Genomic DNA, 15,393 nt, shown 5'->3' with positions numbered 1-15,393 from the left:
CATGCCTTTTGCTAATCATACTCCCTACGATTATATTCCCCGTCGTCTGCATCCGCAAGAGATTGGAAATCCATTTAACGTGATCAACCAGTTCTTTGGTTGGGAGAATTTTCCTGCATGGAGAGTACATCTGGATGAATGGAAGCAGGCTGCGATAAAGCCTTGGTATCAAATGAATCATGAACAGACGTTAAGAACGTTTATTCGCTATGAATTTATAGAAATTTTGATAGAAGGTCTTTTTATGATTTGTAGATTGGATAAAAGTTATTGGATGCCTGATTCCGAACTCCGTCACAGTTATGAGACTCACGGTGAGTTTTTTATACCTGATGAAACTGAGTGTAATAAAGCTATAGGTTATTTCAATAACTGTCATATGCCACAGAGATTTGAATGGGAAGCGTATAATCTGGTTTACCTAGATGAGAAAGAATGTAAGAATCCGCTAGAGGTATTTTCTCGCCTGTGGAAACCTACAATCCGCCTCATGCACGAGATGCGCTTTATTGGTGGCTTGTGGTGAGTATGGATTATACTTGTGCGGATGACAGTAGAGGCGATGATTATTTAATAGAGTTCCATACGCATCTACAACGAGTGATCGAAGCCGCACACCTCATTTATATCTGGAATATGGATAAGTGGCCGAGGTTGTATCCTTAATTGACTTTGCTTGAATGTTTTTATCGAAATGGAATAAACCAATTCTCAGGTAAGTAGTCTATCTTTGTAAAGATTTCGTTGATATGAAGAAGCTTATCCTGGGTTTGGCGTTGGTGTTGTCGTTTTCTGGTCTGTTCGCACAGCGAGGTGCTATAGACACGGATCTTTTTGGAACACTCCAGTACAAATCTGCTGACGGAAGTTATAAGGCCAGCCTTGAAAAAAATATTTTTGATGATTTGATATTTACGGATAGCCGCAATAATAAGTTGCAGTATGAAAAGAAATATCTAGATAAAGCAGAACCCGGTTTGCGGGGGAATAAGGATGCTCAAGTCGGGCTGCTGAGGAGGTTGGTAAAGGAAAATAGCAGGCAATCCGACTATAGCGCTACTTTTAAGGTGGATATCTTCGATAAGACAATAATTGAGGATAATAAAGGCTATAAACTGGAAGAAGGAAAAGACATCTTTGGCCATACCAATATGGAGGAGCGGGTGAATGGTTCTAAAATACAGTTCAAGAGAAATCTGGGGGGAGGATTAGAATACACCCGGGATAACAATAAGGCTTCTTTTGATAAAGATATATTCGATAAGTGGATTTATAAAGATAGTTTTGGCAACGAAATCCAGTTTGGTAAAGAAACCTGGAAGCGGATCCTCGAGCAGCACGGTACGGACGAAGCGTTTTTTTGGGAGCTTCTGGATCGATACTTTTATTGAGAAAATTATTTGCTATTTATCGTAGTAATGTCCTTTGGCGGAAACTACAATGACTATTTCTAAATCACAAATTCTAAGATCTGTTTAACAAATTCCGGATTATATGGACTGTTAATTTCGAAAGTATCGAAATCCATCTTCAAGGCCGTTACAAACGCTTTAACAATGTCCACTTGTTCTTTACTCTTCGGATGAATAACTATTTTTGCCATAATACAGACTTACAAAAGTTAATGGCATATCTAAAATATAAAAGCAGTCAGATACACGATATTAACTTGACTCACTTAAGAAATGCGCTATGAGCGAAACAATTTTCACCAAATATGCTTTGCCCTAGAGCAATATTAAATAATCTCGAAATATTTTATAAGCCATTCTGCTATTTGTTTTTCCGATATAGAAAGTGACTATATTTATTTTTTCCGACAACGTAAATTCGTATCTTTAACGGTGTAATGAGCCTCTGCAAGAAATGAGGAAGCCTCAATAAGCAACTATAATTTACAACCTCTTATCAACTATTGTTGATAAGGATATTTTTGATAAGAGATATTGAATGTTTTAAAATTATGAAGAAACTCAATTTATTAGCTCTACTCCTGTTAACCCTTAGCCTTAGTTCCTGCAAAATAGGACGCTATATTGTCTATAACTTTGCGGATATCAACGATCATAAAAAATTCCCGTCCCGTATTATTAGCCGTGGCGATAGTAGTTTTCATTTTGCTGTTGCAACGGAAGGATACCACCCCAAAAAGATAGATTATAGAGAACAAAGCCACGACTTTGATACTTTTCTAGCCGAACATGAGTCCGTCGCTTTTATGATCATCCATAACGACAGTATTAAATACGAGAATTATTTCAGGGGCTACGATCAATCGTCCGTTGTGCCCTCCTTTTCCATGGCCAAGTCGGTGACTTCGATACTGATCGGTTGTGCTATAGATGATGGACTCATTGGCTCTGTCGACGAACCTATTACCAAATATATACCTGAACTTTCCAAAAACGGATTCGACGAGGTCACCATCAAACACCTGCTGCAGATGACTTCCGGGCTTAAATTCAACGAGGGATATTACAATCCGTTTGGTGAGGTAGCTACCTTCTATTACGGAATTAACCTCCGTAAAGCAATCAAAAAGCTAAAACTAAAAGATACACCGGGCAACAAATTCGAATACGTTAGTGGCAACTCGCAATTGCTTGGACTGGTATTGGAGCGTGCGCTTGTTAATAAAACAATAAGTCAGTACCTGGAAGAAAAAATTTGGCGACCATTGGGAATGGAATACGACACAAGCTGGAGTCTGGATCGCAAGAAAAATGGCCTTGAGAAAACATTTTGTTGTGTCAATGCCGTGGCGCGGGATTACGCAAAAATTGGACGTCTGTACCTCCACGAAGGCAACTGGAATGGCAAACAGCTCGTCCCGACCGATTGGGTAAAGACTTCCACCAAAATAGATACTATAGCCGGGAGTGCCTCCTACTATCAATACCAATGGTGGCTGCCGTCGAAAAGTGGTGACTTCATGGCGCAAGGCATATTGGGGCAATATATTTATGTCAATCCAGACAAGAATCTTGTTATCGTCCGCTTAGGACGGAAAGTCGGTGATGTGAATTGGGCAAAGGTATTTACGACGATTGCTGATGGGTATTAGACATCAATGCTTCCTCATGCTACGGATGATTCGGTAATATCGGAACAGGATCTGATCATACCATAGCGTAAAAAGTAGCAACCCTGCGGGAATAAAAAGTGTTGATAAGGCAATATGTTGATGACAAAATCCACCCAATATGCCGCCTACGAAAAAGCAGCTGATGATCGCTAACTTGAGTTGGATACTCTTATAAAGCTGCTTTTGCTTGGTGCCGTCGCTTCTCAACACCAGTCGCGACAGCTGGATTCCAAGATCGGTAAACAGTCCCGTAAGATGGGTTGTTCGTACGACCGACTGCGACACCTTCGTTACCAGTGCATTCTGCAAGCCCATTGCAAGTAGCAACATACAGGCCAGCGAGGTAGAGGACAACAAGGGTCCACCGACTTTCATACTTCCTAATAATCCAACTGAAACCAACAATATGATTTCTAAAGAGACAGGCGCGACATATCCTGCATGTGGATTGAACTGAGCCGTCTTCTCCATAAGCAAGCTGGAAAGAAAAGCTCCGAAAAGAAAACATAGTACATACAGGAGATATACGAATGCAGTAGTATAACTTCTTAAAAAAAGTTCTTCGGCAAAGAAAGCAAAATGACCGGTTAGATTTGTCGTCAACGTTTGAAAAGCTAGCACGCCCGTGATATTGACCATTCCTGCCACTGCAGATAAAAGAGATGCTAACCTAAGGTTATGGGAAAATGTGCGCCCTTTCCCGATATGTCTGAACATGCTAAAATGTACATGAATTGAAACTAAGACTAAAGGTAGCTAATAATTGAGATAATATCACCTTCAGGCAGGGATATATTACGTATAAAAGTCCAAAGCCGTCTCTACGGCTTTGGACTTTGTGATTTATATTCTAGTTACTGTCTTGCACTTTTAAAATTGTAAAAGGTTTCGCTTGCTGTCTTACTTTGATAAAGGCAAATGCACATGCCACTGCAATAACCAAGAATAGCGCATCTATAAAAAAGATATCCAGTGCACCTGCCTGGAGGGTGTTCCATATCCATAATCCAGTCGCGATACCATTGGCTAGCGGCACACCCAAACATAAGATCGCCGATAACAGTAGTGTCTGTCTATTTATCATAGGTAGGTTTCTCCACACAACAAAATAAACCGATAAGATTAACCAGCTGTAGAAATAAACACTATAAATAACGGATTGGTTGATCTGCGGTAGCACTTTCAACATAATAAATGTAAAAGCGGTAACTGGCAGCATGGCCAAACAGATGGACAAGAAAACGTTGGATGCCCAAAAATTAAATTTACGTTTGTATGCCGGGATATTTTTCTTATCTCTGGCTACCAACCAAATCATAATACCTGATATAATAACCACACAACCAACTAGTCCCAAAATAAAGAAGATGATCCGAAGCGGCTTTCCACCAAAGTCACCAAAATGCAGATGGTAAATTAAACTCTTTACGCCATCGATATAATTTCCTTCGCCATTCGGCGATTTAAGCTGCAGCACCTTACCCGATGCAACCTCCATTTGTACGAAACCAGACCCCGAAAAATTAGCTTTAGGCAATGGTTTTGCTTCCAAGCTAATCTGCATGCTAGCGTCCTGATAGTTGCGAATGTGAATCCGCGAAATCTTACTCTCTTTCCAATCTTGCTCCCACTTGCCTACAAATGCATTCAGATCGAAGGATCCTTCCATAGGTTGATAAGTATAATTAACTTTCATGCTCCTATTATACTGTAAATCTTCATAGAGCTGTTCTTGATCCCCTTCATACAGTATCTTGCTAAAAGGAGATATCAGCACAAAATTGACAATTAGTATTACTCCCGTAATAGCAAAGAGCAGCTGAAATGGAAATCCAATCACACCCAATACAGTGTGCATATCCGTCCATACTGTTTTCCATTTGCTCCAAGGTCGCAAAAGAAAGAAATTAGACTTGATCTTATCCCAGTGTAGTAAAAGTCCTGTAATCAATGCAAAAACAAAAAGAAAAGATACGATCCCCGCTAAGAGATAACCGAAAGGAGTGCCCAAGCGGATTGGCACCTGATTCAATTGTGCAAGAAAATGAAGACGGTAAAGGAACTCTCCCATATCATAACTATCGGCATAGGAACCCGTTTGTTTATCGGCAAAGAAATAGGTAAAATAAGCGGAATCTTCATCTCTACCACGACCTCTCCCCCCCCTTTGTCCTGCTTCCTTGGGTTTCGGTTTAGAGACGGTCGTATCCTGTGAAGTACTCATGTTCACGTAAGTGCCGTGTCCCTGGCGAAGCAAGTAGAAATCAAAATTACGCCCTAGCAGATTGTGCTTTTGAGAAAGCGAATCCAAGATGTAATTGTAATCGGGATTGATCTCTTCGGCAACAGTAGATTTACCCTTTTGCCAGGCCGAAATATCGTCCTTAAAAAACGAAAAAGATCCTGCAAAGAAAATAACATACAGAATAACGGCAATAATAATCCCGCTGATCGTGTGCGTATGAAAATAGATGTTGTACTTTCTCTGATCCATAATTAGGTGAGGTGTTCAAAATAATAAGGGAGCATAAAAAGTACGGTAAGTACGATATAACTAAGCCATACACGCCATACATTCCGTGCTACAAATGCGATAAGCAATAAAATTGCCCACAATAAATAGCCTGTAAAAAAAGCAGTAGCAATGACTTCTGCTTTGGGCATTAGACAGGTCAATAGGGTGTGAAAACTTAACATTACCGCATACCCCCCAACGGTACCAGCCAGGATTTTCATAAGGCGCAACCAAGGCGACTTTGTTAAGTATTTTTTATTCGCAGGCATACAATTAACGAATTAGATATTCCATCAAAAAACAAACGAGATACGTTCCAATGATCCACGAAACCCCTGCATAACGGAATGGAAAAAATAACACGATCAGACTTCCCATACACATCAATACGACGATAGCTGCAAATAATCCGCTTCCAAACCCAAGCTGAACGACGCTCAATGAAGTCGCCATCATCATGAGAACGGAAGAGATATATTTAGATCTCACAGATTCTTTAGCAAGGCGTTGAAGCAACTTCGGTTTTTTCCGCCAGGTAATACGTTTGGACGTATTCATCCATAGAATGAATGCGACAAAAAATAAAAGGCAAATTGTACTGAACATAAGTATAATGCAAAAGCATAGTTGAACTGTTGTTCAACTATGCGAGTTATTTAATTTAATTTCGCAATTGCTGTAATCGTGCCACCTTCTACGCGCAGACCCTGAGTTGCCGAAGCCGTAGCCGCATCTATTTTGTAGATATAACTAGTTCCTTCTTTTAAGGTAAATCCTACATAACCCACTCCATTTAATTTGGAATAATTGGTAGTCGTCACACTATTGATATCCGCTTTATTTGGTAGCCCTGAAACCATTCTAAATTCTTTATTATACACATTTACAACACCTAAAACCTTACCAACGGCATATAAACCTTTTTCTTCTCTAGTTGTCATGAAGACAACAAAATTCCCACTTCCGACATATAGCCAATCTGTAATATTATATCCTCCGGAAATTTCTTCAAAATCCAAAAAATAGCTTTGATCAAATTCTGTAGTTCCAGCATTCACGCGTACAATGGCCGACGGTTTTGTCGTTTTGATACCCTGTGCATCGCCCGCTATTGCTGATGAAAAGGCGTAAAAGTCGCCATTTTCATCCACGGCAGTTCCATCTACGAAATAACGTCCAATAAAACTTGTACGATTGTCTTTGATTACTTTTTCTAATTTCATCTGGGGATATGAATAAACGGCAATCCAGGTACTATCTGGAAAAGCAGTTCCAAAAGCATCGCCACAACAGCCTTTGACAGACATATAAGGAGCAAAAACTTTATCTCCTACCTGTCTGATCCAAGTACTGAAAGCCAGTTCTCCGTTATTCGAAGGCTCTGCACTATTAATTGTTCCTTCTGAAGTAATCAACAAACTATTCGTATTCACGATGTAGAAATTAGATAATTTGTTGGTAATATTTCTTGAAATTTTCATCAACAAAATATCATCATTTACCGAAGCAAAAGCCTGCACCGTCTCCGATTGAAAATCTGAAACTTTATTTAAACTTCCATTAGTGATTTCATATGTAGTAACAGCACCGGGATTTCCCTGTCCGTATAACATGGAAAAAAACTTATTATTCGCCGTCATATAATAACGATACGTCCCATCTTGTTCAACGCCGTGCCCTCTTGTGGTAACAGAGCCTTCGTCCAAGGTTGCTGCCGTCAATAAATAATCTGCTACGCCGGTTGAGGCGATAGGTGAAACAGCAACAATATAATCTCCATAATTCGGTGGACCGACATCATCTTTTTTACATGAAGTAAATACCGAAACAGCTAAAAGTGCAATTAGTAATTTTTTCATCTTCTATATCAACTTTATAATCTTTTATTTAATCTTAAATAATTATTTATTTATAAAATAGCGCAGATTAACATAGAAAGCTCTACCTGGTTTTTGTAAGCTAAAATTATCATATACCTTTGCATTTGTCACGTTCTTTGCTTCTAAACCGATATTGTAACGACTGTCTGCCAAACTGTACACAACATTAAAATCGTGTGTAAATTGTTTCGGAACGTATAATTTCTGCCCACCCCTGCTTGGCCAGTACAAATAGAACTCATGCACATATAATAGATTATAACCAACATTCAGTGTGTTTCCTTTAGTTAAGAAATCGTTGAAAATAACAGAAGCATCTGCATGCCCGAATAAGTACGGAATGTTCGGCATTTGATCATTATATAGCGGACTTATATTCGTGTAGTTTGGCTCATATTTCTGCTTGTTCTGTAAGTATTGATAAGTAACCGAACCGCCTACGGTCAACCAACTTTTATACGAATAACGAGCATCTGCATCGGCACCCCATGTTTCGACGCCTTCTCTGTTGTCGGCTACCAATTTAGATTGATTGTTATTCAATCGGTTATAAATGAAATCAGTCGCATAACGGTAGATCAAACTTGAACCGACAACGAAATTATGATCTTCGTTAGCGGCGAAACTATAGTTTGCCCCTAAATTAACGTTATGACTGCTTTCAGGCTTTAAGTTTGCATTCGCTTCCTGGTTTTCTACATCGCCGAACATTTCATATGGTGTAGGCATGCGGTTTGTCAATTCGTAAGAAGTTTTTAATTGAAAATTAGGACTTACAAAATAAGCCGAAGCCAAACCATAACCAAATCTATTATGTGTCGTATCTTGTGTCCCGCTTTCGTTATGCTGGGTGATGAATTTACCAAAAACAGTTGTTGTCCAAACATCGCGAATACCATAAGTATATCCTAAACCAAGAATATTTTTATCGGTTTTTTGCGGCAACTCATACGTTGCATTCGTAGGGTTCAGTTCGTCATGACCTTTACGGTTGAATGTAGAAAAAACATTGCTCAACGCAAGAGAATGACGCTCCCCCATTCTATAATTTAAGTTTGCCGTCGCAAGACCTTCATTATTTTTATAGATATAATGTTGTCTTGCACGCTCGCCGTTTGTTCCGTTAGGTTTCGACGTTCCGTACCAATCATAACGTACGTTGACGGTATCAATATTTTGTTCTTTACCTAAGTTGTAATTCGCATTAACAATCAAATCCAGCCCTTTCACTAAATCTGTTTTCTTATATTTCAATGTAGGCATAACAGTTGAACCCCGGCGGTGCCACTGTCCGAATACAGATCTCATTCGAGCTCCGGTCTGGATTTCCTTATAATTTTGACCCAAAATAACACCGACCAATAATCGATCAGCAAAACTTTTGTCGACAAACCCAACCTGAGCAATAACGGATTCATTGTGGTATTTATCATGAAAGCGTCTTACGACTGCGTCTTTCTCATATGCCCCCGTGTAAATATCCGCTGCTTCAACAGTTACTTTGTAATCGTTGTCTGAGTAGTTTTGAAAAGCATTTAATTGGAATGTTAAACCCTGTTTCGAAGTAACTGCTGCATTTAATACCGTTCGATGCGTATTAAATGACCCATAACTGTAAGAAACATCCACAAAATTACGGAAACGATCGGCTGTAACAATATTAATTGCGCCGCCTAAAGCATCAGAACCTAACCACATTGGAACAACACCTTTGTATACTTCTACACGGTCGGCAATGTTAATCGGAATGTTGTTGATCTGGAAAGAAGACCCAAAATTATCCATTGGAATGCCGTCTACGAAATAACGAACGTGGTTTCCTGAAAAACCATTTAAAGATAAATTGAAATTGGATCCAACACCGCCAGATTCGCGGACGCGAATACCGGCTACTTTATCCAAAGCTCCGGAAATATCCAAAGTTGTGTTGTATAATTTAGTTGCGTCGATGGCTGTCACGTTATAAGCCTGACGATTTACTTCCTGTACTTTGGTATGTCCAATCACCTCTACCTCTTCAATTTGCTGATCAGCCTTTTTAAGCGTAAAAGACCGCGATCCTTTCTCGGTAGCTTCCACAACGACACGTTGCTTTAGAATATGCATACCTACTGCAGTGATCTGAATGTTGATGGTTTCGCCAACTTCAGCTGGAAAACTAAACAAACCCTGCTCATCGCTGTGAAGGATTTGCTTGTCGATTTGAATATTGGCGTTAGAAACAGGTTGACCGCCAGATAACACCTGTCCTCGGAAGATCTGAGTAGTTTGCTGTGCTACTGCGTTAAACACACCGAGCAACATGCAAATAATAACAATAATTTTATTACTTTGCTTCATCTTTTAATTGTAACACGTTAGAAGGTAACTACGCGCTTAACGTAGTAAAAAATGTAACCTAATTTTCGTTAGGCTACTTGAGGCGCCATAATTGAATTGCCGTTCGTTATGGCGCTGTTTTTTATATTTTATTCAACCAAAAAGCTGGTGGTTAAACCCTGCCAATTCTTTTTATAAGGTTTCTCGTGCCACACGCCTTCCTGTTGCTCCATATGGCTATACTCTACCACATACTTGCCAGGCCATATTGCTTCTATCAAGATTTTACCCTCTTGATCGGTTTTGTAAGTCTTACTCCAACCCGCAGACGACATCACCAAGATGTCCTTTTCTACAACCGGCTTACCATCGCTTGTTAACAAAAGTGGGACTCTTGCGCCAACTGAAGATACTTTAGCATCGACAGAAAGCTGGTGTCTCAACGGAATCATAGGAAGAGCCTCGCCTTCTCCGATTTTTACACGTGTTTGGGAGACAAACTCATAACGGGTCTCGCCGCCTAGGTCTTTCGCCGCATGGCTGGTGAATAAATGGTAAAGACCATCTTCACTCGGCAAGAATGTACCTTCTAAAAAGTCACCCTTATCTTCCAACCTCAAGGTCTGTACCTTTTGGTTTGGCCCCACCAATTGTACCGTAAGCTCCTTCATATCGGAGTACCAATCTTTGGTCGCGTCTATTTCTCCAGTAGCATATTCACCGTAGAAAACACGAACGACATGAGCTTTATTTTTTACGCCAATAGGATGACTCTCCAACCAGATTGCGTGTGCCTGTACCAATTGGCTCCCGCCAAGTAATACCATAAGTGATAAAATAATGTGCTTAATTGATTTCATTTTTATTTAGACTGATTACAAACAATGCAAATGTAGTTATTCTGACTTAACTTGCAAATATTTAACGAAGAAAATTTATTGTGATTAAAAGCGATAAGCTACACTCCCTAATATATTGCGTGGCATGGTTGGATTTACCGTTGTCCAACCTTTGAAATAGGTCTTATCCGTGAGGTTGTTTCCTTTAATTGCCAATTCATAATTTTTATACGCATAGGATACACTTGCATTCACTAAGGCATATGCAGGTAAGATAAACTGACCAGTTGGAACACTATTCGTAATAATATTTTCACTTGCATAATTGACACCTGCGCCGACCCCCAATCCTTTTATAAACCCACGTTGTACGGTATAATTCGCCCAAGCGTTGAAAAGGTTTTTAGGACCGGCCTCTGTCGGACGCAAGTCGTTAACACTAGCCGCCGCTTTGGTTGTTTTGCTGTCATTGTAGCTATAACTCAAAATAAGCGCGAGCCCGTCTACAGGTGCTGTGGTTAGATCCAGTTCAACTCCCCGGCTTAGGCGAGTTCCATCCTGCACGGTAATATTGTATGTTTGTCCATCGCGGTCAATCGATTCGCCGCGCGTCATGTTGCTTACCGAAATATCGTAATAACTTGCTGTTAATCCCAAACGGTCGTTAAGCAAATTAACTTTCACGCCCGCTTCCCATTGCTCCGCCTGCTGTGGTTTGAAGTCTCCCGAGATATCGGGCAAAGGTTGGACTACCGGAGCAACATTCTTGAAACCATTTTGGTAATTACCGAATAAAGAAACTTGATTTTCTACAACTTCATATACCAGACCGACGCGTGGCGAAAATGCAGTTTGGCTAAAAGTACCTGTTGTGGTATCGCGATCAAAGTTATAGGTACCTTTGTTATCAAAATAGTCCATGCGTAAGGCTAACATGACATGAAATTTGGATGTCACATCCAGCACATTGGAAACATATGCTCCAAGTACCTGTGAACGGCTACGGTTGTTGGTTTCTGCTCCATTAGATGCTGCAATGGCGGCGTCAATATACGCTGCATTAAATTTGTAATAGTCCGGATCGTCATACGATGTATTAATCTGATCCACTAAGACATAAGGAGAGTTATGGGTTTCGCCCTGCTGGAAAAGGTAATCCAGTCCGATCAGCGTGCGGTTGCGCATATTTCCGATATGAAAATCCCCCACAAAGTTTTGCTGCGCATTCACCGTTTTTCCTACATAATCCTGGTCACCTGCGAGCCGATCTATCAATGTATCATTGTCAGGCTGTAAGTACATGATATATTGGAAATACCCGTCCGATTTACGTCTGTTGTAGTTAAGGGTCGTATTTGACGTCCAGATGTCGTTTATGCGGTAAGCCACATTTCCACGCAAGTTTGTTGTCGGATTTTTAAACGTCACATCGTCGCTCGTGTAAGACTTGTTAAAGTCAAACTGAAGTTCGTCCGGCGTTCTAGCAAACAACTCTCTTGATCGATTGAGGAATACCATTAAGGGATTCGTTTCCTTATTTTGATATATTTCTGCATCCAATTGGATAGCTAAACGTTCGTTTGGCTTATATAACAACGACGGTGCTGCGAAAAAAGATTTCTTAAAACCTGCATCTTGAAATGTACCGGTATGTGTATAGGCTGCATTTAATCGTCCGGTAAGTTTATTGTTGGATGTTAGTGGGCCATATACATCTGCTGTAACGCGATGTTGACCAAAAGATCCAACAATATAATTAACCCGGCCACCTAAGGTATCGATCGGCTTTTTGATAACATTATTTATTAATCCACCAAACCCAATGGCCGCACCTCCGTATAGTGAGCCAGAAGGGCCTTTAATGACTTCGATTGTTTCCAAATTTATGGGGTCTGCGCTAGTCCCGCCGATACTTACAACTCCATTTACCATTGCTGATTGTGTCGTGAAGCCCCGAAGTGTGTAATAGGAAACACCGTCTCCCGGACGTCCGGTTGAAGCCCATAATTTATCGATACCTGACACATTTGCCAAAGCATCGTCATAGTTGGTGTTAACCTGACTCTGCAAAAGTTCTTTCGTGATGACAGCGTAGGACTGTGAATTTTCGATGTTATTTAAAGGCATCTTACCCACATAAGGACTGCTATTACGCTTGTATTTATTTGTATTTCCACCATTGATGACGATCTCCTCTAAGGCCGCTCTATTTTCAACAAGATAGATCGTGGAAATTTCAAGCCTGGTGTTTTCTACCTGAATCTCTCTAGTTATCGATTGCAGACCCACTGCACTGATGAATAGTGATTGTGCACCGCTTTTAATATTTTTAAAAGAATACATTCCTTTGCTATTCGTAATAGAAGTCAATCCTTGTGGCAGCAACTTTATGGTGACGCCTTCTGCTGGCAATCCGTCGGAAGTCTGCACTTGTCCATAAATTTCGGGCTTCTGCTGAGCCAATAGCAATAACGGAAAAAAAACAGTGAGAATAAGTAGTATTTTTTTCATGGGTTTAGTTTCATTATTTTATTAAACTTATTTAGACTTAATTTAAATTACTGCAAATGTATAGCTCACATTTTAGATTTCAAAGAGAATTTTAAATAAAAAAGACAGGACGCTTGCTCTAAAAGCGTTTGATAGTATAGCTGTGAATCCTTATATGCCGGTTGTATTTCCTCTTGTTCCAGAAGGTATCATAGAAAAGATTAACATAACCGAAATCAATACTAAAATCGTCATTAATTTAAGTAAGGCACAAAAAATATCAAGAGCTATAGAGAAAAATCTTCGGAATTAAAGAGGAAAGTATACAAAGAAGTGTATAGGTCGGCAAAAGGATTTATTGCCGTTACAGAATCATAATAAGGCAGCGCTATGCTTGCGAAGCCTAACGATCAGAAAATTAGCTAGGAACGTTGCGCTTCTGAAGCCTTGACTACATCCAATTTTGTACGGTATACAAATGCTGTTTTACCTTCCTTTTCGAGCACAACGTATCCTTTTATCGTCAAAGCGGCTTTGCTATTATGTATCCGGGTTAACACATTATTCCGGCAACTAAACCCAATCGACCGGGCGGGAAGCTCTTCATCCGTACCCCTTATCTCAAAGGAGAGCTTATCAAACGCATTCACATGTAAGGCAGAGTCGGAAAAACGCAAGGAGCTAACCACGACCTGCCTTAATCGGCTATCATGTGCTTTTAGGTAGAACATAAAGGATCCTTTTGTTTTGTCGTGTGTATTTTCGTCTCGCTTTAATATGCTCACACGCAACTGCGCATACTGTTGCAAGCGTCGTTGTAGCTTGTACTGGTAAAAAAGAATTAAGGTTAAGGCTAAGAAGCCGCTACCAGCAATGAAGATAGTTTGCATCCGTCAAATAATATTAGACTGTTGTTTCTCACTTAACTTACTAAACTTGTAAGATTTTCATTACAAACATCAAAAAAAATGCCTAAATAAAAAAATAGCACAAAAAAATCAAATAAGCATTAGAACAGTGCATGTAATTAGTATACAAACGATATAAAAATAAAATAAGTATCCCTCATATATTAAATGTTTGTGAAGATATCGTGCAAAAATCCGCCTCGTTTCACGGTCAATTGACAAAAGGGACATGAATATATACAAACAATGCAGTAACGGGAAGATGAGGAGCTTCAGTATCTTGTTTTAGCAATTTTAACCTAAGTCATGAGTTAGCACGTAGTGATTTGGCACAGCAGAGGTTATATTTATCGTTTACCATGATCATAAAAAAAGGTTCTTCAGGAGTACTTCTTTTCGAGAAGCAGAAACCTCCACTTCAGCGCCATCCACAAATTCCAATGTACCGCCATCTCCCTTTCGGTATTTAGCGACATAATCAAGATTTACAATTGCCGAACGGCTAACGCGAACAAAAAAAGTATCCATTAACAACTGCTCAAATTCTTTTAACGTTTTAGAGACTACAATCTTTTTTCCGTCAGCCAAACAGAACGTGCTATAGTTACTCATGGCTTCCACCCGCATAATGTCCGCTTTTTTCACGAGATATACGCCTTCTGAAGTTGGCAGTGCGATACGCTTATTTGCTGAAAAGGATTCCTGGGAATCGGCTATAAATATCTTTTTCTTTGTCAGCTTTTCCTGCAAACGGTCAATAGCACATTGCAACTCTTCGTCGTCTACGGGTTTGAGCAGATAATCCAGTGCATTGATCCGCAGTGCATCCACTGTGTAGGCATTAAAAGCCGTAACAAATATCACTTCAAAATCGAAAGATCCTAATTTTTCTAAAAATTGAAACCCATTAAGGATGGGCATCTCTACATCCAGAAAAAGTACATCTGGTTTTAACCGTGCTATTCCCGACAGGGCGAGTAAAGGATCATTAAATACAGCCTCTACTTGTAACTGCTGATCAAAGGATTGCAACTTGTGCTGTAGCAGCTTACTGCCCCGCAATTCATCGTCTAAAATAACAGCTTTTAACATGTCGGTAATTTGTTCATCTCCACTAATTTCGTCTTTTTTAAACATTTATCTGTTATTTTCTTATATATATCTTATCCCGGTTTTCCTAGCGGACTTCTCTGCTATTGTTTAAGCACGCTTCCCTTCTCACCCACCGCACAGATGGTTATGTGTCAATCACTACCCGAACAATCCCTGGTCATTAACGAGCGCGTTGCGGTGACGGCGCAATAGCCACTAGTCTCCAATTCTTATCTCCTAACTGAGACAAATAAGCATTTTTTTT

The 15,393-nt window shown here is 39.9% G+C and carries 14 protein-coding genes; 3 read left to right on the top strand and 11 right to left on the bottom strand.

Translation table 11 applies throughout. The annotated features are described in order from the left end of the window. Position 1: 1 nt before the first annotated feature. Both C4F40_RS01150 and C4F40_RS01145 read left to right on the top strand, forming a co-directional pair. The gene (locus C4F40_RS01150; protein WP_196937539.1) at positions 2–526 is read left to right on the top strand and encodes a hypothetical protein; all 525 of its coding nucleotides are present in this window, start codon (positions 2–4) and stop codon (positions 524–526) included. Between the two features lie 223 nt (positions 527–749). Continuing rightward, entirely contained in the window at positions 750–1,391 is a 642-nt protein-coding gene (locus C4F40_RS01145; RefSeq protein WP_196937538.1) for a hypothetical protein, read from the top strand. A 59-nt stretch (positions 1,392–1,450) separates the two neighbouring features. On the opposite strand, the gene C4F40_RS01140 is transcribed toward C4F40_RS01145, so the two are convergent. After that, positions 1,451–1,603 carry a DUF2683 family protein gene (locus tag C4F40_RS01140; protein WP_196937537.1) on the bottom strand — a complete coding sequence of 51 codons (153 nt, stop codon included), beginning with the start codon at positions 1,601–1,603 and terminating at the stop codon, positions 1,451–1,453. A gap of 360 nt (positions 1,604–1,963) precedes the next feature. On the opposite strand from C4F40_RS01140, the gene C4F40_RS01135 reads away from it, so the two are divergent. Further along, positions 1,964–3,064 (top strand): serine hydrolase domain-containing protein, encoded by a 1,101-nt coding sequence (locus C4F40_RS01135; protein ID WP_196937536.1) that lies wholly within the window; start codon positions 1,964–1,966, stop codon positions 3,062–3,064. Positions 3,065–3,067: 3 nt separating this feature from the next. On the opposite strand, the gene C4F40_RS01130 is transcribed toward C4F40_RS01135, so the two are convergent. The 10 genes from C4F40_RS01130 to C4F40_RS01085 all read right to left on the bottom strand — a co-directional run bounded on the left by C4F40_RS01130 (position 3,068) and on the right by C4F40_RS01085 (position 15,173). Continuing rightward, positions 3,068–3,802 (bottom strand): YoaK family protein, encoded by a 735-nt coding sequence (locus C4F40_RS01130; RefSeq protein ID WP_196937535.1) that lies wholly within the window; start codon positions 3,800–3,802, stop codon positions 3,068–3,070. A gap of 133 nt (positions 3,803–3,935) precedes the next feature. Continuing rightward, positions 3,936–5,579: a PepSY-associated TM helix domain-containing protein gene (locus C4F40_RS01125; protein WP_196937534.1), complete on the bottom strand. Its 1,644-nt coding sequence runs from the start codon at positions 5,577–5,579 to the stop codon at positions 3,936–3,938. 2 nt (positions 5,580–5,581) lie between these two features. Further along, a complete protein-coding gene (locus tag C4F40_RS01120) occupies positions 5,582–5,869 on the bottom strand; it encodes a hypothetical protein (RefSeq protein WP_196937533.1) in 288 nt (95 codons plus the stop codon). Positions 5,870–5,873: 4 nt separating this feature from the next. After that, a complete protein-coding gene (locus C4F40_RS01115; RefSeq protein ID WP_196937532.1) occupies positions 5,874–6,158 on the bottom strand; it encodes a hypothetical protein in 285 nt (94 codons plus the stop codon). A 98-nt stretch (positions 6,159–6,256) separates the two neighbouring features. Beyond that, entirely contained in the window at positions 6,257–7,459 is a 1,203-nt protein-coding gene (locus C4F40_RS01110) for a DUF4374 domain-containing protein (RefSeq protein ID WP_196937531.1), read from the bottom strand. Between the two features lie 42 nt (positions 7,460–7,501). After that, positions 7,502–9,820 carry a TonB-dependent receptor domain-containing protein gene (locus tag C4F40_RS01105; RefSeq protein WP_196937530.1) on the bottom strand — a complete coding sequence of 773 codons (2,319 nt, stop codon included), beginning with the start codon at positions 9,818–9,820 and terminating at the stop codon, positions 7,502–7,504. A 128-nt stretch (positions 9,821–9,948) separates the two neighbouring features. Continuing rightward, positions 9,949–10,659, bottom strand: coding sequence for a hypothetical protein (locus C4F40_RS01100; protein WP_196937529.1), 711 nt, complete (start codon positions 10,657–10,659; stop codon positions 9,949–9,951). 84 nt (positions 10,660–10,743) lie between these two features. After that, entirely contained in the window at positions 10,744–13,149 is a 2,406-nt protein-coding gene (locus C4F40_RS01095; protein ID WP_196937528.1) for a TonB-dependent receptor, read from the bottom strand. Positions 13,150–13,550: 401 nt separating this feature from the next. After that, the gene (locus tag C4F40_RS01090) at positions 13,551–14,018 is read right to left on the bottom strand and encodes a hypothetical protein (RefSeq protein ID WP_196937527.1); all 468 of its coding nucleotides are present in this window, start codon (positions 14,016–14,018) and stop codon (positions 13,551–13,553) included. A 381-nt stretch (positions 14,019–14,399) separates the two neighbouring features. Then, positions 14,400–15,173: a LytR/AlgR family response regulator transcription factor gene (locus C4F40_RS01085; RefSeq protein WP_231389879.1), complete on the bottom strand. Its 774-nt coding sequence runs from the start codon at positions 15,171–15,173 to the stop codon at positions 14,400–14,402. Positions 15,174–15,393: the final 220 nt, after the last annotated feature.

The organism is Sphingobacterium pedocola (assembly GCF_015209965.1).
Taxonomy (GTDB): Bacteria; Bacteroidota; Bacteroidia; order Sphingobacteriales; family Sphingobacteriaceae; genus Sphingobacterium; species Sphingobacterium pedocola.
This window is presented reverse-complemented; position numbering and strand designations above follow the sequence as displayed.